Annotated in this window: 12 protein-coding genes; 6 read left to right on the forward strand and 6 right to left on the reverse strand. The window is 59.9% G+C overall.

Annotated features, from left to right (window positions below; genetic code table 11):
* On the reverse strand, positions 1–1,131 hold the full coding sequence (locus FQ185_RS14185) for a carbon-nitrogen hydrolase family protein (protein WP_149417949.1): 1,131 nt from the start codon (positions 1,129–1,131) through the stop codon (positions 1–3).
* A gap of 210 nt (positions 1,132–1,341) precedes the next feature.
* Between FQ185_RS14185 and FQ185_RS14190 the strand changes: the two genes are divergently transcribed.
* Together FQ185_RS14190 and FQ185_RS14195 are read left to right on the forward strand one after the other, a co-directional pair.
* Positions 1,342–3,381: an NADPH-dependent 2,4-dienoyl-CoA reductase gene (locus FQ185_RS14190; protein ID WP_149417950.1), complete on the forward strand. Its 2,040-nt coding sequence runs from the start codon at positions 1,342–1,344 to the stop codon at positions 3,379–3,381.
* A 168-nt stretch (positions 3,382–3,549) separates the two neighbouring features.
* On the forward strand, positions 3,550–4,467 hold the full coding sequence (locus tag FQ185_RS14195; protein ID WP_149417951.1) for a 1-aminocyclopropane-1-carboxylate deaminase/D-cysteine desulfhydrase: 918 nt from the start codon (positions 3,550–3,552) through the stop codon (positions 4,465–4,467).
* A 42-nt stretch (positions 4,468–4,509) separates the two neighbouring features.
* Here the strand turns inward: FQ185_RS14195 and FQ185_RS14200 are convergent, their stop codons facing one another.
* On the reverse strand, positions 4,510–5,058 hold the full coding sequence (locus FQ185_RS14200; RefSeq protein ID WP_149417952.1) for a cytochrome b: 549 nt from the start codon (positions 5,056–5,058) through the stop codon (positions 4,510–4,512).
* A 326-nt stretch (positions 5,059–5,384) separates the two neighbouring features.
* Between FQ185_RS14200 and FQ185_RS14205 the strand changes: the two genes are divergently transcribed.
* A complete protein-coding gene (locus FQ185_RS14205; protein ID WP_149417953.1) occupies positions 5,385–5,996 on the forward strand; it encodes a hypothetical protein in 612 nt (203 codons plus the stop codon).
* A 120-nt stretch (positions 5,997–6,116) separates the two neighbouring features.
* Here the strand turns inward: FQ185_RS14205 and phnX are convergent, their stop codons facing one another.
* A complete protein-coding gene (gene phnX, locus FQ185_RS14210; RefSeq protein ID WP_149417954.1) occupies positions 6,117–6,944 on the reverse strand; it encodes a phosphonoacetaldehyde hydrolase in 828 nt (275 codons plus the stop codon).
* 152 nt (positions 6,945–7,096) lie between these two features.
* The gene (locus tag FQ185_RS14215; protein ID WP_149417955.1) at positions 7,097–8,206 is read right to left on the reverse strand and encodes a 2-aminoethylphosphonate--pyruvate transaminase; all 1,110 of its coding nucleotides are present in this window, start codon (positions 8,204–8,206) and stop codon (positions 7,097–7,099) included.
* Positions 8,207–8,315: 109 nt separating this feature from the next.
* On the opposite strand from FQ185_RS14215, the gene FQ185_RS14220 reads away from it, so the two are divergent.
* Positions 8,316–9,179, forward strand: a complete 864-nt coding sequence (locus tag FQ185_RS14220; RefSeq protein ID WP_149417956.1) for a LysR substrate-binding domain-containing protein — start codon at positions 8,316–8,318, stop codon at positions 9,177–9,179.
* Positions 9,180–9,227: 48 nt separating this feature from the next.
* Here the strand turns inward: FQ185_RS14220 and FQ185_RS14225 are convergent, their stop codons facing one another.
* Positions 9,228–10,100, reverse strand: a complete 873-nt coding sequence (locus FQ185_RS14225) for a LysR family transcriptional regulator (protein ID WP_149417957.1) — start codon at positions 10,098–10,100, stop codon at positions 9,228–9,230.
* 269 nt (positions 10,101–10,369) lie between these two features.
* Between FQ185_RS14225 and FQ185_RS14230 the strand changes: the two genes are divergently transcribed.
* Positions 10,370–11,695 carry an MFS transporter gene (locus FQ185_RS14230; protein WP_149417958.1) on the forward strand — a complete coding sequence of 442 codons (1,326 nt, stop codon included), beginning with the start codon at positions 10,370–10,372 and terminating at the stop codon, positions 11,693–11,695.
* A 10-nt stretch (positions 11,696–11,705) separates the two neighbouring features.
* Positions 11,706–13,097 (forward strand): FAD-dependent oxidoreductase, encoded by a 1,392-nt coding sequence (locus tag FQ185_RS14235; protein ID WP_149417959.1) that lies wholly within the window; start codon positions 11,706–11,708, stop codon positions 13,095–13,097.
* A gap of 3 nt (positions 13,098–13,100) precedes the next feature.
* On the opposite strand, the gene FQ185_RS14240 is transcribed toward FQ185_RS14235, so the two are convergent.
* Complete coding sequence (locus tag FQ185_RS14240) at positions 13,101–14,525, reverse strand: type VI secretion system Vgr family protein (protein WP_149417960.1); 1,425 nt, start codon at positions 14,523–14,525, stop codon at positions 13,101–13,103.
* Positions 14,526–14,690 lie beyond the last annotated feature (165 nt).

Here is a 14,690-nt window from a genome sequence, read left to right on the forward strand (position 1 = left end):
TTATAACCAAAGGTTCAGCAAACGCGCACCACGGGCATTGCCGTCGGCGAAATGCTGCCCGTGGCTGCTGAGAAAACTTTGACCGGCGCTGCCCTGATCCCAGAACTGACCGCGCAGGAACACGCTCATGCCGGCAATAGCCTGGCTGCTGGGAGGTTGAGCGGTGAGTGTCAGGCGATGCCACGCCTGACCTTCGCTCAGCTCGCCAGCCTTCAGGCTGACGGAACCTGGCGTCGTCAGACCCTTGTAACCGCGCCACGGTTTATCCCAGGTATCGCGCCCGATCACAAACGCCGGGACGGCGACGAACTGCGCACCCTGGTCGTCGAGCTTGCGGTAGTTGTCCGGGTACCAGCTGTCGCTGCCGATCAGCACACCCAAGCGTCCGGCCGGGGTGTCGACGACGTTGAGCGTATGTTTGCCATTGGCCTTGATGACGTCATGTTCATCGAAGATCGGATGCATCTGGCGCTGGGGCTGGCCGATCGGCAGGCCGTCGCGACCGAACACCACGGTGCTGTTGTACAACGCACCGTTGCCGACATTCAGAATGCCGTCGATGACATTGGGGGCGGGTAGCACGATGGAACCGGCCACCAGGGTCACATGGAATTCTTTCGCCAGGCCACCGAACAATGCCTGGTAATCCTTGGCCATGTATTTGGCCTTCATGCGCAGGTGTGCATCGTCCATACGGCTGGCGCCCTTGGCGCTGATCAGTGCGCGCAGGAACTCCAAGGGGTTGCTCACCGCCAGCCAGTTCATGGCTTCCTTGAGTGTGGTCGCCTGGTACAGCTCGTCTTTCTCGCCGCTGACCATCAGCCAGGTGCCGACATGTTCGGGCAGTACGACGATGGTTTTTTCATTCAGCAGGCCTTGGTCCCGAGCCTTCTGCAAATAGGCTGCAAGCTTGCGGTGCAAGCGCTCGGAACTTTGATAATCGGTGGGAAACAGCTCGGGCTGGATGCCCAGCAGGTTGCCGCGATCGGCGGGCATGCCTTGGTCGACCGCGAGATTGATTCGCAGGTCCGACAGGTAATGACCCACCGGACGATCCGCGGCCCACATTGCGTAGGTCGTGAGGGCGGCGATCAACGCCATGGAGAATGTCAGGTACAAAAGTTTGCGCATGGGGAAACTGTCAACGGCCGTGTGCAGGGTTCGCCGACTAGGGTAGGGCCCATACCGGCGCTTGCCAAGGGCTGCTGCGCATTTGGATCAATAAGTTGTCAGTTACGGTCATTGAGCGACAGCGGCGCGACTCTTAGTCTGTCGAACATGAATGACGGGGGCCGTAGAGCTCCCGCACTTTTTCCGTGATCGCTCGATGTGGAGTTACCGATGGCCGCCGCTCATTACCCGCACCTGTTGGCCCCGCTGGACCTGGGTTTTACCACGCTGCGCAACCGCACCCTGATGGGCTCGATGCACACCGGTCTTGAGGAAAAACCCGGCGGTTTCGAGCGCATGGCGGCGTACTTCGCCGAACGTGCCCGGGGCGGCGTTGGCCTGATGGTCACCGGCGGCATTGGTCCGAACGATGAAGGCGGGGTGTATTCCGGTGCGGCCAAGCTGACCACGGAAGAAGAAGCGCTCAAGCACCAGATCGTGACACGCGCGGTGCACGAGGCGGGCGGCAAGATTTGCATGCAGATCCTTCACGCCGGGCGTTATGCCTACAGCCCGAAACAGGTCGCGCCAAGCGCCATTCAGGCGCCGATCAACCCGTTCAAGCCTAAAGAGCTGGACGAGGAAGGCATCGAGAAGCAGATCAGCGACTTCGTCACCTGTTCGACCCTGGCGCAACAGGCCGAGTACGACGGCGTTGAGATCATGGGGTCCGAAGGTTATTTCATTAACCAGTTCCTCGCGGCCCACACCAACCACCGTACCGATCGTTGGGGCGGCAGCTATGAAAACCGTATGCGCCTGCCAGTGGAAATCGTGCGCCGGGTACGTGAAGCAGTAGGCCCGAACTTCATCATTATTTTCCGGTTGTCGATGCTCGATCTGGTGGAAGGCGGCAGCACCTGGGAAGAAATCGTCCAGTTGGCCAAGGCCATCGAACAGGCTGGCGCGACCATTATCAACACCGGCATCGGCTGGCACGAAGCGCGGATTCCGACCATCGCCACCAAAGTGCCGCGCGGTGCGTTCAGCAAAGTCACGGCCAAGCTGCGGGGTTCGGTGAGTATTCCGCTGATCACCACCAACCGCATCAACACGCCTGAAGTCGCCGAACAGATTCTGGCCGAAGGCGATGCCGACATGGTTTCCATGGCACGGCCGTTTCTGGCTGACGCGGATTTCGTCAACAAGGCCGCCGCTGGCCGCGCCGATGAAATCAACACCTGCATCGGTTGCAACCAGGCGTGTCTTGATCACACCTTCGGCGGCAAGTTGACCACTTGCCTGGTGAACCCGCGCGCTTGCCATGAAACCGAACTCAACTACCTGCCGGTGCAGCAGATCAAGAAAATCGCCGTGGTCGGTGCCGGTCCTGCCGGTTTGTCTGCGGCCACCGTGGCCGCCGAGCGTGGGCATCAGGTGACACTGTTTGATTCGGCCAGTGAAATCGGTGGACAGTTCAACATCGCCAAGCGCGTACCGGGCAAGGAAGAGTTCTTCGAAACCCTGCGTTACTTCAACCGCAAACTGCAAACGACCAACGTCGAGGTTCGCCTGAACACCCGCGTCGACGTGGCGCAACTGGTAGAAGGCGGCTATGACGAGATCATTCTCGCCACTGGCATTGCCCCAAGAACCCCGGTGATTCCAGGCATCGAGAACGCCAAGGTACTGAGTTACCTGGACGTGATCCTCGAGCGCAAACCGGTGGGCAAGCGTGTCGCGGTGATCGGCGCCGGAGGTATCGGTTTCGATGTGTCGGAGTTTTTGGTTCACCAAGGGGTTGCCACCAGCCTGGACCGCGCAGCGTTCTGGAAGGAGTGGGGCATCGATACGCATCTGCAAGCGCGTGGCGGTGTTGCCGGCATCAAGGCTGAGCCGCATGCACCGGCCCGCGAGGTGTTCCTGCTGCAACGCAAGAAGTCCAAGGTCGGCGACGGCCTGGGCAAGACCACTGGCTGGATTCACCGCACCGGTCTGAAAAACAAGCAGGTACAGATGCTCAACAGCGTCGAGTACCTGAAGATTGACGACGAAGGTCTGCACATCCGCATCGGCGAAACCGGCGAGCCGCAGGTGCTGCCGGTGGACAACATCGTGATCTGCGCCGGGCAGGATCCGCTGCGTGAATTGCAGGTCGGTCTGACGGCGGCGGGGCAGAACGTGCATTTGATTGGCGGTGCGGACGTGGCGGCTGAATTGGATGCGAAGCGGGCGATCAATCAGGGATCGCGTTTGGCTGCCGAACTGTAATTCGAAGGTCGAGCGTGCCAATGGCTTTCGCGGGCAAGCCCGCTCCCACAGGTTCTATGTTGTTCATGCATTTTGTGAACGACGCAAAACCACGGTGGGAGCGGGCTTGCCCGCGATAGCGTCCTCAAGGCTGCTAAGATGCTGGCTCTTTACCCAGAGCCGGCATCGATGCTTCTCCCTCCCAGCGACTGGCTACCCCAAGCCCCCCTTGAACCTCTTCTTCTTGACTGGCTCATTAGCGCCGGCATCGAAGTCGCGATCCTGCGTCTGGATCAGATCGACCCGCTGATCAGCGGCAACAAGTGGTTCAAACTCATCGAACACCTCAAGGCCGCTGATCTCGCCGGTGCCGAAGGCATCATCAGCCTGGGTGGGGCTCACTCCAATCATCTGCATGCACTGGCTGCCGCGGGCAAACGGTTCGGTTTCACCACCGTCGGCCTGTTGCGCGGTCATCTGCAAGACACCCCGACGGTGAAGGACTTGCAGGCATTCGGCATGCAGCTGCATTGGTTGGGTTATGGCGGTTATCGCGCGCGGCACGAGGCGGGTTTCTGGCAGCCGTGGCAAACCCGATACCCGACGTTGCAACCGGTGCCTGAAGGCGGAGGCGGACTGCGTGGAGCACGCGGCTGCATGCAGCTCAAGGATCAGATTGTTGAGCAACTGAGCACGCTGGGTTGGAATGACTACGAAGGCTGGTGGCTGGCCTGCGGAACGGGTACGACCCTGGCCGGCCTGGTAATGGCCGAGGGGGGTGAACATCCGGTGTATGGGGCATTGGCGGTGCCGGACGATCATGGCGTGGCACAGCAAGTCGAGAGGATTGTTCAGGAGGCGGGATTGGCCGATCCGGCTTATGAACTGTTCGACGCCAGCCGTGGAGGCTTTGCCAAGGTTGACCCGCTGTTGCTCGAGTTCATCGAACAGACCGAGCAAGACATCGGCATTCCCCTGGAGCCGCTGTATACCGGCAAAGCGCTGTTGGCGCTCAAGCAGCAAGTCGAAAGCGCAAGATTTGCCCCGGGAACGCGCCTGATCTTCATCCACACCGGCGGCTTGCAGGGCCGCCGGGGTTTCCAATGAACAGGGTGATGCTACGGATCGCAATTACCAGGACACCGAAGGTCAGCCGCGTTTGGGCATCATCCGCAGCAAGGTGTTATCGCCGACCACGTAATGGTGATAAATCCCTGCCACAGCGTGCAGACCCACAAGCCAGTAACCGATTGTGCCGCCGAGTTCATGCCAGCCTTGAATCTGCTTGGCCAGCGACTTGTCTTCCGCAACCAGCAACGGCAGATCGAAACCGTAGAACATCACTTGATGGCCCTTGGCGCTGGTGACAAGCCAGCCCAGAATCGGCATGGCGATCATGAAAATGTACAGCGCCCAATGCATCAATTTGGCCAGCACGGTTTGCCAGTGAGGCGAGGCCGGGAAGATTTGCGGTGCCGGGCCCAGGCTGCGAGCGAACAGCCGTAGCCATACCAACACGAACACCGTCAAACCCAGCATAAAGTGCGATTCGGTGATCAGCGTCCGGCCGCCACTGCCTTTTGGAAAGATCCCGCGAAATTCGATACATGCGTACACCAGCGCCAGCAGGACCAGCATCAACCAATGCAGCGCGATCGAGACAGTGCTGTAGCGTGAGTCGGAATTCTTCCAGGGCATACGCTGTTCCTCATGATTCAGGTCCGAGCTGTCGTTCTTGTGCGACGTCGTGTTGTAACTGTAATCCTGTTTTGCCGAATTCGCCTGAATCCGTTTAGAGTTTTTCAGCCTCCTGAGGGTTTTATGAGTAATTGTTTTTGCAGGGTGTTGACTGAACGTTGATAAGTGTCGGGAGAGAGTTGAAGTTGTTCATGTCTTGAATTGCTTGTGGTTTTGCAATTTTGGCCTCGCTATATACTCTGCTGGTAAGCCCTCGCTATGTTTAGGTAAAACAAGAATGGCGTTGGTTTAAGTTAATGCTTTTAATTATTTGACTGGAGAAGTTCATGAAAGGATTCATCTTTACCCAATCGCAACAACTCGGCCCGGCAAAGAAACTCATGGCTGTCAAACCGCCTGGGTCTAAACCAAAACCCAAGCCGACGCCTAAACCCGCGCCGAAACCGCTACCCAAACCAGCTCCGAAACCGCTGCCAAAACCAACGCCCAAGCCGGTGCCAAAGCCAGCCCCCAAGCCAGCTCCCAAGCCTGTACAAAAACCAGGAGTGTCTCCAAAGCCTGCCCCGAAGCCAACGCCCAGGCCGAACCCGAGGCCCCCAATGCCTTGGCCTTCCTTTAACGTCACCCTTGATCCATTGGGTTGGTACAACTTGCTGAATACGCCCGGTCGAATCCGCAATGCAGACGGCGCAAGCCAGCTGCCGGATGGCAGTGAAATCAGTGCAGATGAGCAGTCGGTGAAACGCCCTGACGGCATTGTGCAATATGCTGACGGCAGGGTGGGTTACCCTGATGGCCGTATCGAATGGCCGGACGGTACTGTTGAATATCTGGATGGTCGTATTGTCTGGAAAGATGGAACGGAGCGTCTTGCGGACGGCAATACCCGATATCCCGACGGCGTCATTATTGATGCCGACGGTAATCAGATCAACTAAGAAAAGTATCTGTTGATTTGAAGTGAAGGGTGAGTCAAAGGAAGTTGCGAACGTTGTTCAAAACTTTTTTTGTTGCCAACAATGCCGCGGCGCTATAAGACGTCGCGGCATTGCTATGTCTTAGAACCCCTGCGGCATTTCACCATTGGCCAGACGCTTGTTGATATCAGCGATCACTTCCGGCAAATCGGTGATGGTGTCGATCATGTAGTGCGGGCGCGAGCCTTCGAACATTGCGTGAATGCGCTTGCGTTCGCTGGCCAGTGTGTCGCTGCTGAGGGCGCGATAACCTTCGTAGTCCAGACCCAGCGCGTTACCCGAGCAGATCAGCGCCACGGTCCACATGCCGGCGCGGCGGCCTTCGAGAATGCCCGGTACCGTGTCGTCGATTTTCACGCAGGCCGCGACATCGTCGATGCCCAGGGCAATCACATTGGCCAGGGCCTGTGCCGGCCATGGGCGGCCGTTGGGCACTTCGTCGGTGGCGACCACATGATCGGCGACGTAACCGTTGGTGGCCGCCAGCTCGACCACTTTGTCCATGACCTGTTTCGGGTAGCCGGAGCAGGAGCCGATCTTGATCCCTTGCTGACGCAGGGTGGCGATGGTGTCCAGGGCGCCCGGAATCAGTGCCGAGTGCTCGGCGATTTTCTCGATCTGCAACGGCATGAAGCGTTTGTAGATGGCGGTGACGTCATCGTCGGTCGGCGTGCGGCCGAATGCTTTGCGGTAACGTTCGGCGACTTGCGGTTGATCGCACAGGGTGCGGATGTGATCCCACTTGCCCATGCCCATCGGCCCGCGTGCTTCTTCGATGGACACCTGAACGTCGAACTCGGCGAAGGCTTCGACAAAAATCTGCGTGGGGGCGAAGGAGCCGAAATCGACTACGGTGCCGGCCCAGTCGAGGATGGCGGCTTGCAGTTTGGTTGGGTTGCTGTAGTTCATGGCGAATAATTTCCTGTAAGAACGAGCTATTCGGAGTTCGGCTTTTCTGTGGGAGCGAGCTTGCTCGCGATGAGGCCCTGTCTCGACATCAATGGTGAATGTCAGGCCGCTTTCGCGGGCAAGCCCGCTCCCACAGGGGATTGCGGTGTGTTTTAGATCTCTAACACTTCCATTTCCTGCAACACCTCGGCGACCGCCGCCACGGCCGCGTGCATCTCGGCCTGGTTGACGTGGCCGATGCAGCCGACGCGGAAGGTTTCGACCTGGGTCAATTTGCCGGGGTAGAGGATGAAACCCTTGGCCTTGACGCGTTCGTAGAATTCCTTGAATTGGTAACGCGGATCTTTCGGCGCATGGAAAGTGACGATGATCGGCGCCTGGATTGCGGCGGGCAGGAAGCTGCGCAGTCCCAGTTTGGCCATGTCATCGAGCAGCACCTGGCAGTTGTTGGCATAGCGCTGATGCCGCGCGGGCAAACCACCTTCTTCGTTGTATTGCAGCAGCGCTTCGTGCAACGCGGCGACCACGTGGGTCGGCGGCGTGAAGCGCCATTGGCCGGTCTTGGCCATGTAGGTGTGCTGGTCGAACAAATCCATCGCCAGCGAATGCGAGTTGCCGGCGGCATTGGCCAGCGCTTCTTTGCGGGCGAAGACGAAACCCATTCCCGGCACACCTTCCAGGCATTTGCCCGAAGCGGCGATCAATGCGTCGAACGGTACCTGCTGTGCGTCGATCGGCAGGGCGCCAAAGGAGCTCATGGCGTCGATGATCAGGCGTTTGCCGTGTTGTGCAATGACGTGGGCAATTTCCGGCAGCGGGTTGAGGATGCCGGTGCTGGTTTCGCAGTGAATCAACGCGATGTGAGTGATGCTGGCGTCGGCGCGCAGCAGACGGTCAACATCGGCAGCGGTGGTCGGTTCGTCTTCGGCGGTTTCAAAGGTGCTGAATGGGCGGCCGAGCACTTCACAGATTTTCGCCAGGCGTTTGCCGTAAGCGCCGTTGATCAGCACCAGGACTTTGCCGTCCCGGGGCACCAGTGTGCCGATAGCCGCTTCGACCGCGAAGGTGCCGCTGCCTTGCAGAGGTACGCAGTGGTGAGTGTCGCCACCATTGATGATCGTCAGCAGTTGCTCGCAGAGGCTGGCGGTCAGTTGGTTGAAGCGGTCATCCCATGAACCCCAGTCGACCATCATGGCCTGACGGGTGCGGGCCGACGTCGTCAACGGGCCGGGGGTGAGCAGGATGGGTTCGGCAGTACTCATTCTCGTGTCCTCGCAATCGATGGGATGAAGCTACGGGACATAAATTGCAATTTGCCGTTCTATCAATCAAATTGTTTGTTGTTATGCCAGCCATCAGTGAGGGTTATTCATGAACCTGTTCCAGCTCCGCGCCTTCGATGCCGTGGCCCGCGAGGGCAGCTTCACCCGGGCCGCCGCGCGGCTGTTCATCAGCCAACCGGCGGTCACCGGGCACATCAAGGCGCTGGAGGAGCATTACCAGATCACCTTGTTACGCCGTACTGCGCGACGGGTGGAGCTGACGGAAGAGGGCACCAAACTGGCGGCGATCACCCGCGCGATGTTCGGCTTGGCCGAGGAAGCGCAGGTGATGCTGGAGGCCAACCGACAGTTGTTGACCGGGCGCCTGGAAGTGGCGGCGGACGGGCCGCACATGGTGATGCCGATGCTGGCCAGTCTGCGGGCGCGGTATCCGGGGATTACTGTGAATTTGCGCTTGGGTAATGCCCAGGAAACGCTGGCGGCGTTGTTGTCCGAGCACGCCGACGTGGCGGTGCTGACCGAGGTCGAGCCACGTAAAGGGCTGCATTTGCAGGCGCTGAGCGAATCGCGGATTTGCGCGCTGGTGCCCGATGGTCATCCGTGGGCGCAGAAGTCGAAGGGGGTTCAGCTCAAGGAACTGGATCAGGTGATCATGGTGTTGCGTGAGCCGAGTTCGATCACCCGACGTACCTTCGACGAGGCCTGCGCGGCGGCGTTGGTCAATCCACGGGTGTTGCTGGAGCTGGACAGTCGTGAGGCGGTCACCGAAGCCGTCGCCGCAGAGTTGGGGGTGGGCGTGGTGTCTTCAGTGGAAGTCAGCCATGACCCGAGGGTGATTGCGGTGCCGATTATTGGTGAGGGATTGGTCAACCGGCACATGATTGGCTGCATGGTACGGCGGCGGGATTTGCGCTTGATACAGGCGTTTTTTGATTTGGCGCCTGCCAGGTAGACCGCGGCGCGGCCATCGCGGGCTTGCCCGCGATGGGGCCTGTCCTGCTTACGCCAGACTCTCGCGAACCATCTCCAGGAACGTCGCCACCACCCGCCGCGAACTCTGCTCGCGCAAGCACACCAATGTTTCGGTCAATCGCCGCTTGCAGTCGGTAATCGGCAACGCACAAACGCGCGAATCCGCACCGAACTCGGCGGCCGACACCACACCCACACCAATCCCCACCACCACCGCTTCACGCGCCGCTTCCCGGCCTTCGACCTGAATCGCCGGGCGGATGCGAAACCCTGCCTGAGCCATTTCTTCTTCCAGCGTCTGGCGCGTCACCGAGCCGATTTCCCGCAGCACCAGCGGCGTGTCGTCGAGGTCGGCCAGGCAGATGGACTCACGGTCGGCCCACGGGTGATTGCGCGAAACGAACGCCACCATCGGGTCGTTGCGCAACGGCAAGGAGATCAATCGCTCGTCGCTGACTTCGCGACCCAGCAACGCCAGATCGGCCTGATAGTTGAACAGGCGAAACAGCGACTCGTCGGTATTACCGGTTTCGATTTTCACACTGATGCCGGGGTAGCGCTCACAGAACCGGGCGATCTGTGGCAGCACATGCACCGGCGCATCCACCGCCAGAATCAGGCTGCCGGTCTGCAACGCCTGAGACTCCTGAAGCAGCTCCTGGGCCTCGGCTTCAATGACGAACAGCCGCTGCGTAATGCTTAACAAGCGCTCGCCCAAATCGGTCAGGCGCACCGAGCGTTTGTTACGGTGGAACAGCAGCACACCGAAACGCTCCTCAAGTTTGCGCACTTGGTCGGAAATCGCCGGTTGCGTGAGAAATAGCCGCTCAGCGGCTCTGGTGAAGCTTCCGTGGACGGCCACGGCGTGGAAGGCTTTGAGCTGGGCGTGAGAAACCGACATCAAAATCTCCAGTAACAAGCTGAGCTTATATTTGAAATACGATAAATCGATTTCACTTATTAATCAGTAATTGTTTTTATCGGCGCAAGCCCCGGTAACTGGTCAGTCGAACAGCCTCGGTGGCCATGAGCCTGTGCGTGCAAATACAGGACTCATCTGACCGGTATCGCCTCAGGGAAGCAGCGATATCGAAGTGCTTTAACAATAAAAAGACAGGCGTTATTTCTCAATTTCTGCCGGCACACTCACACCCTGAGGTCAGAACCACAATGAATAAGCACATCGGCACCATCAAGCGTTGGCGCGTGCAGATCTTCGCCATTACCTGGCTCGCTTACGCCGCTTTTTACTTCACCCGCAAAGCCTTTTCCGTGGCAAAACTGGGGATCGCCGAAGACCCCACCTTCATGCTCGACAAAATGGCCATGGCCAACCTCGACGCCATCTACCTGGCCGCATACGCCATCGGGCAATTCACCTGGGGCATCCTTGCCGACCGCTTCGGCCCAAGGGTCGTGGTACTCGGCGGTTTGCTGATTTCCGCTGCGGCGGCGTTGGTGATGGGCAGCTTCGCGACGTTGCCGATCTTCGCCACCTGCATGTTGATTCAGGGGTTGGCGCAGTCCACCGGCTGGTCGGGGTTGTGCAAGAACATCGGCAGTTTCTTTCCCGCCGAACAACGCGGGCGGGTGCTGGGATTATGGAGTTCGTGCTACGCCTTTGGTGGTCTGGTGGCGTCGCCGTTTGCTGGCTGGTGGGCTTACACGCTGATCGGTACCTGGCACGCGGCGTTCATCTCCAGTGCGGCAGTGGTCGGACTGGTGGCGGTGTTGTTTTTCATCTTTCAGCGCAATAAACCCGAGGACGTCGGCCTGCCAGCCGTGGAGCCCGAACCCGAATTGACCGCCGAAGAGGCTGATGCGCAAAGCAAGATCAGCGTTCTGGAGCCGTTGCGCGAAATTCTGCGTAACCGCACGGTGCTGGTACTGGGCCTGGCGTACTTTCTGCTGAAACCGGCGCGTTACGCGATTCTGCTATGGGGCCCGGTGATCGTCTTCGAACAAATGCCTTCGGTGGGCAAGGTCGGTGCGGCGATCATTCCAACGGCGTTCGAACTGGCCGGGTTGCTCGGGCCGATTCTGCTCGGCCTGGCTTCGGACAAAGTCTTTGGCGCCCGGCGCATGCCGGCCTGTGTCCTCAGTCTGCTGGCGCTTACGGTGACCCTCGCGCTGTTCATGGCCGCCCTCAATACCGGCAGCGTGCTGCTGGTGGTCGCGCTGCTGTTTGTCATGGGCCTGACCCTCTACGGGCCGGACTCGATGATCAGCGGCGCGGCAGCGATCGATTTCGGCACCGCCAAGGCCGGCGCTACAGCGGCGGGTTTCGTCAACGGTTGCGGTTCGGTCGGGGCGATTCTCGGCGGCTTGCTGCCGGGCTACTTCGACTCGGTGACCGTGTTCATCGTCTTCGCCGGCTGCGCGATGTTTTCAGCCCTGGTGCTGATCCCCCACTGGAACAGCCGCCCGGCTGGCCTGCGTCCTGATTGTGCGTTCGTGCCTAACCAGCCGATGAGCGTAAAACCCCTGCGTACCTGAGGATTGCCCGATGAGACCTTTTTGGCTGGAACAGGCGCTGTCGGCCGAGTCCTGCGCGCCTTGCGAACCGTTGGCAAATGACACCCGCGCCGACGTCTGCATCGTCGGTGGCGGCTACACCGGGCTGTGGACCGCGATCATGCTCAAGGAGCAGAACCCGGAACTGGATGTGTTGCTGATTGAAGCGGACATTTGCGGCGCCGGTGCCAGTGGACGTAACGGCGGTTGCGCGCTGTCGTGGTCGGCCAAGTATTTCACGCTGCAAAGGTTGTTTGGCGTCGAAGAAGCGGTGCGGCTGGTCAAAGAGTCTGAGCGCAGCATTCATGCCATCGGTGCCTTCTGCGAGCAGTACGCGGTGGACGCCGATTACCGCCTCGACGGCACGCTCTACACAGCCACCAATCGCGCCCAATGTGGTTCGACCGACGCGGTGATCGCGGCGCTGGAACGCAACGGTATCAACTCCTTTACCCAACGGCCGGTGGCGGATGTGCAACGCATGGCCGGCTCCAGTAAACACCTGGAAGGCTGGTTCTCACCGGCCGCCGCGAGCGTGCAGCCGGGCAAATTGGTGCGCGGCTTGCGCCGGGTTGCCTTGCAGCTCGGGGTGCGGATTCATGAAAACACCGCGATGACCGGGTTGGAGGAGGGCCGGCCGGCAGGGATTCAAACCCCTAACGGCACCGTCCGCGCGGATCGGGTGGTGCTGGCGATGAATGCCTGGATGGCTCGCGCATTCCCTCAGTTCGAACGCAGCGTGGCGATTGTTTCCAGCGACATGCTGATCACCGAACCGCGGCCCGACCTGCTCAACGAAATCGGTTTGACCAGCGGCGTCACGGTGCTCGATTCGCGAATTTTCGTGCACTACTACCACAACACCCCGGACGGCCGGATCATGCTCGGCAAGGGCGGCAATACCTTCGCCTATGGCGGGCGCATGCTGCCGGTATTCGATCAGCCATCGCCCTATGCCGGACTGTTGCAGCACAGCCTGGCGGAGTTCTTTCCGGCGTTTGCCAAGGTCAAGGTCGACGCGACGTGGAACGGCCCTTCGGATCGCTCGGTCACCGGTTTGCCGTTCTTCGGGCAAATGAGCGCCAGCGGCAATGTGTTCTACGGTTTTGGGTACTCCGGCAGCGGAGTCGGCCCGTGCCATATGGGCGGGCAGATTCTCGCGTCGATGGTCCAGGGGCTGGACAACGCCTGGACCCGCTCGCCGTTGGTGAATGGCCCGCTGGGGTTTTTTCCGCCGGAACCGATTCGCTTCCTCGGCTCACTCATGGTGCGCAACGCCATCCGCCGCAAGGAACGCGCCGAGGATCACGGGCGCCGGCCACGGCATCTGGACGTGCGTCTGGCCAAGTTCGCTGCAGCGGCGGGCAAGGCTGACAAGGGATGACAATCAGGGCGCCAGATCAGAGCGGTTAACCAGCCAGTCGAGTAACAGGCGAGTATCACTGCGTGGCTCGGGCGAAGACTTGGAACGCTGCTGATCACTCATGCCGGCGCAGAGCATCGGGCGATCCGGGTCGCTGTCGAGGAAGTTGATAAGCACGTCGCTGCCAGCCCTTGGCAGCCTGGACGGATCGACCCGACCGTCCGGCGCTGCAAAGGCGAGCGGTAGCCAGATACCGGCGGATTCATCTGCGTCCGACTCTGTAGTTGGCCACAGCCTGACCTGTATTCGACCGCGATCATCCAGCTCAGCCGGTTGCCCGGCAGTTCCCAGCACCCGGGCGGGTTGATGACCCGGGATGCTCGGCCTGAGCTGTTTGAGCGCGGGCCTGAACACTGTTGACCAGGGAATGGCGGTGAACTGATTGCGGTAATGGCGGACAACATCGGGTTGGTCTACTGCCAGGATCGACGGCTGTCGTCCCTGATGTCGGGTCTCGGTGATCAGCCATTGATCGTTGAAACCCGACATCGGATGGTTCGCTACTTGCACGATCCGCGCGCTGTGCATTGCACTCTGGTTGCTTTGGCCGTGGGTCTGCAGATGTTGGCTACGCAGACGCTCCAGGTGTCGGCGGCTGAGCTGATCGCGACGGGTTTGCTCGGGGGCGGGGCGGGCCAGCATCGGGGACGATCTGGCAAAGGAATGGTTGGCCGCTCCGTCGTCGGGGTTTTTCGAGCCGCGGTTATTGGCGTCCAGTCGCGGGGATGAGGGCGGCGAGTCATGGCGCTGGAATAACTCACTGATCACCGGCAGGACACTTTCGCCGCAAGCGTCACCTTCGAACGGTATCAGCAGCGGTTCCTGCGCAAAGCTCATGCTGTCGTCGGCCAGCACCAGCACATGCCCGTCTCGCTTGTGTTCGAAGTGATAGTGGATGCCTTCCTCTTCGCACAGGCGTTGCAGCAAGGCCAGATCGCTCTCCTCGTATTGAATGCAAAAAGGCCGCTGGGGATAGTGCCCGTTCGCTAGTTCGAAGCGATAGCTGCCCTCGGGCAGTTCATGTTCTTCGAGTAACTGACGCAGGATCATCGGGACGCTGAGGTGATGGAAGATGCGACGCACGCGTTGCCGGTCCAGCGCTTGAAGGTAGGGCCCCAGCCGCAGTTTATAGCCGATCCGCAGCGGGCCACGGTGTTCGCGACTGGCGCTGTGGAGCACGCCGTGAATCCCCTGGCCAGCGCCTAAACCGAGATAAGCGGGCTGTTGCAGCAAACGGTCCAGGCTCATGGCCGGTGCCAGAGCGATCACTTCGATGTCAAATCGATAGGGCTGGTTAAGGGCTTCACGACCGCTGAACTGCAACACCTGCAAACTCAAATCGCCGTCGAGGAGTGTCAGGGTGAAGGGACTTTCCTTGTCGTTGTGCATCGAACGCGCTTCTGCCTTGGAATACGGGCACAGAGGGTACGAAACCACGACCCGTTTTAGTCACCGCAAATCGACATTTCAGAATCACCCTACAAACAGCGGCGAAGATGTCGATACGTCATGCCGCTGACCAAGGTGGAATTTTTGGTCGATTGCCAACTTTAG

This window comes from Pseudomonas sp. ANT_H12B, from assembly GCF_008369325.1.
Classification (GTDB): Bacteria; Pseudomonadota; Gammaproteobacteria; order Pseudomonadales; family Pseudomonadaceae; genus Aquipseudomonas.

Bases quoted from the DNA above. Each gene is read 5' to 3' on its own strand.
- phnX (WP_149417954.1), bottom strand. From the start codon at position 6,944: ATGAACTACAGCAACCCAACCAAACTGCAAGCCGCCATCCTCGACTGG.
- FQ185_RS14235 (WP_149417959.1), top strand. From the start codon at position 11,706: ATGAGACCTTTTTGGCTGGAACAGGCGCTGTCGGCCGAGTCCTGCGCG.
- FQ185_RS14205 (WP_149417953.1), top strand. From the start codon at position 5,385: ATGAAAGGATTCATCTTTACCCAATCGCAACAACTCGGCCCGGCAAAG.
- FQ185_RS14215 (WP_149417955.1), bottom strand. From the start codon at position 8,206: ATGAGTACTGCCGAACCCATCCTGCTCACCCCCGGCCCGTTGACGACG.
- FQ185_RS14185 (WP_149417949.1), bottom strand. From the start codon at position 1,131: ATGCGCAAACTTTTGTACCTGACATTCTCCATGGCGTTGATCGCCGCC.
- FQ185_RS14240 (WP_149417960.1), bottom strand. From the start codon at position 14,525: ATGCACAACGACAAGGAAAGTCCCTTCACCCTGACACTCCTCGACGGC.
- FQ185_RS14225 (WP_149417957.1), bottom strand. From the start codon at position 10,100: ATGTCGGTTTCTCACGCCCAGCTCAAAGCCTTCCACGCCGTGGCCGTC.
- FQ185_RS14220 (WP_149417956.1), top strand. From the start codon at position 8,316: ATGAACCTGTTCCAGCTCCGCGCCTTCGATGCCGTGGCCCGCGAGGGC.
- FQ185_RS14195 (WP_149417951.1), top strand. From the start codon at position 3,550: ATGCTTCTCCCTCCCAGCGACTGGCTACCCCAAGCCCCCCTTGAACCT.
- FQ185_RS14230 (WP_149417958.1), top strand. From the start codon at position 10,370: ATGAATAAGCACATCGGCACCATCAAGCGTTGGCGCGTGCAGATCTTC.
- FQ185_RS14200 (WP_149417952.1), bottom strand. From the start codon at position 5,058: ATGCCCTGGAAGAATTCCGACTCACGCTACAGCACTGTCTCGATCGCG.
- FQ185_RS14190 (WP_149417950.1), top strand. From the start codon at position 1,342: ATGGCCGCCGCTCATTACCCGCACCTGTTGGCCCCGCTGGACCTGGGT.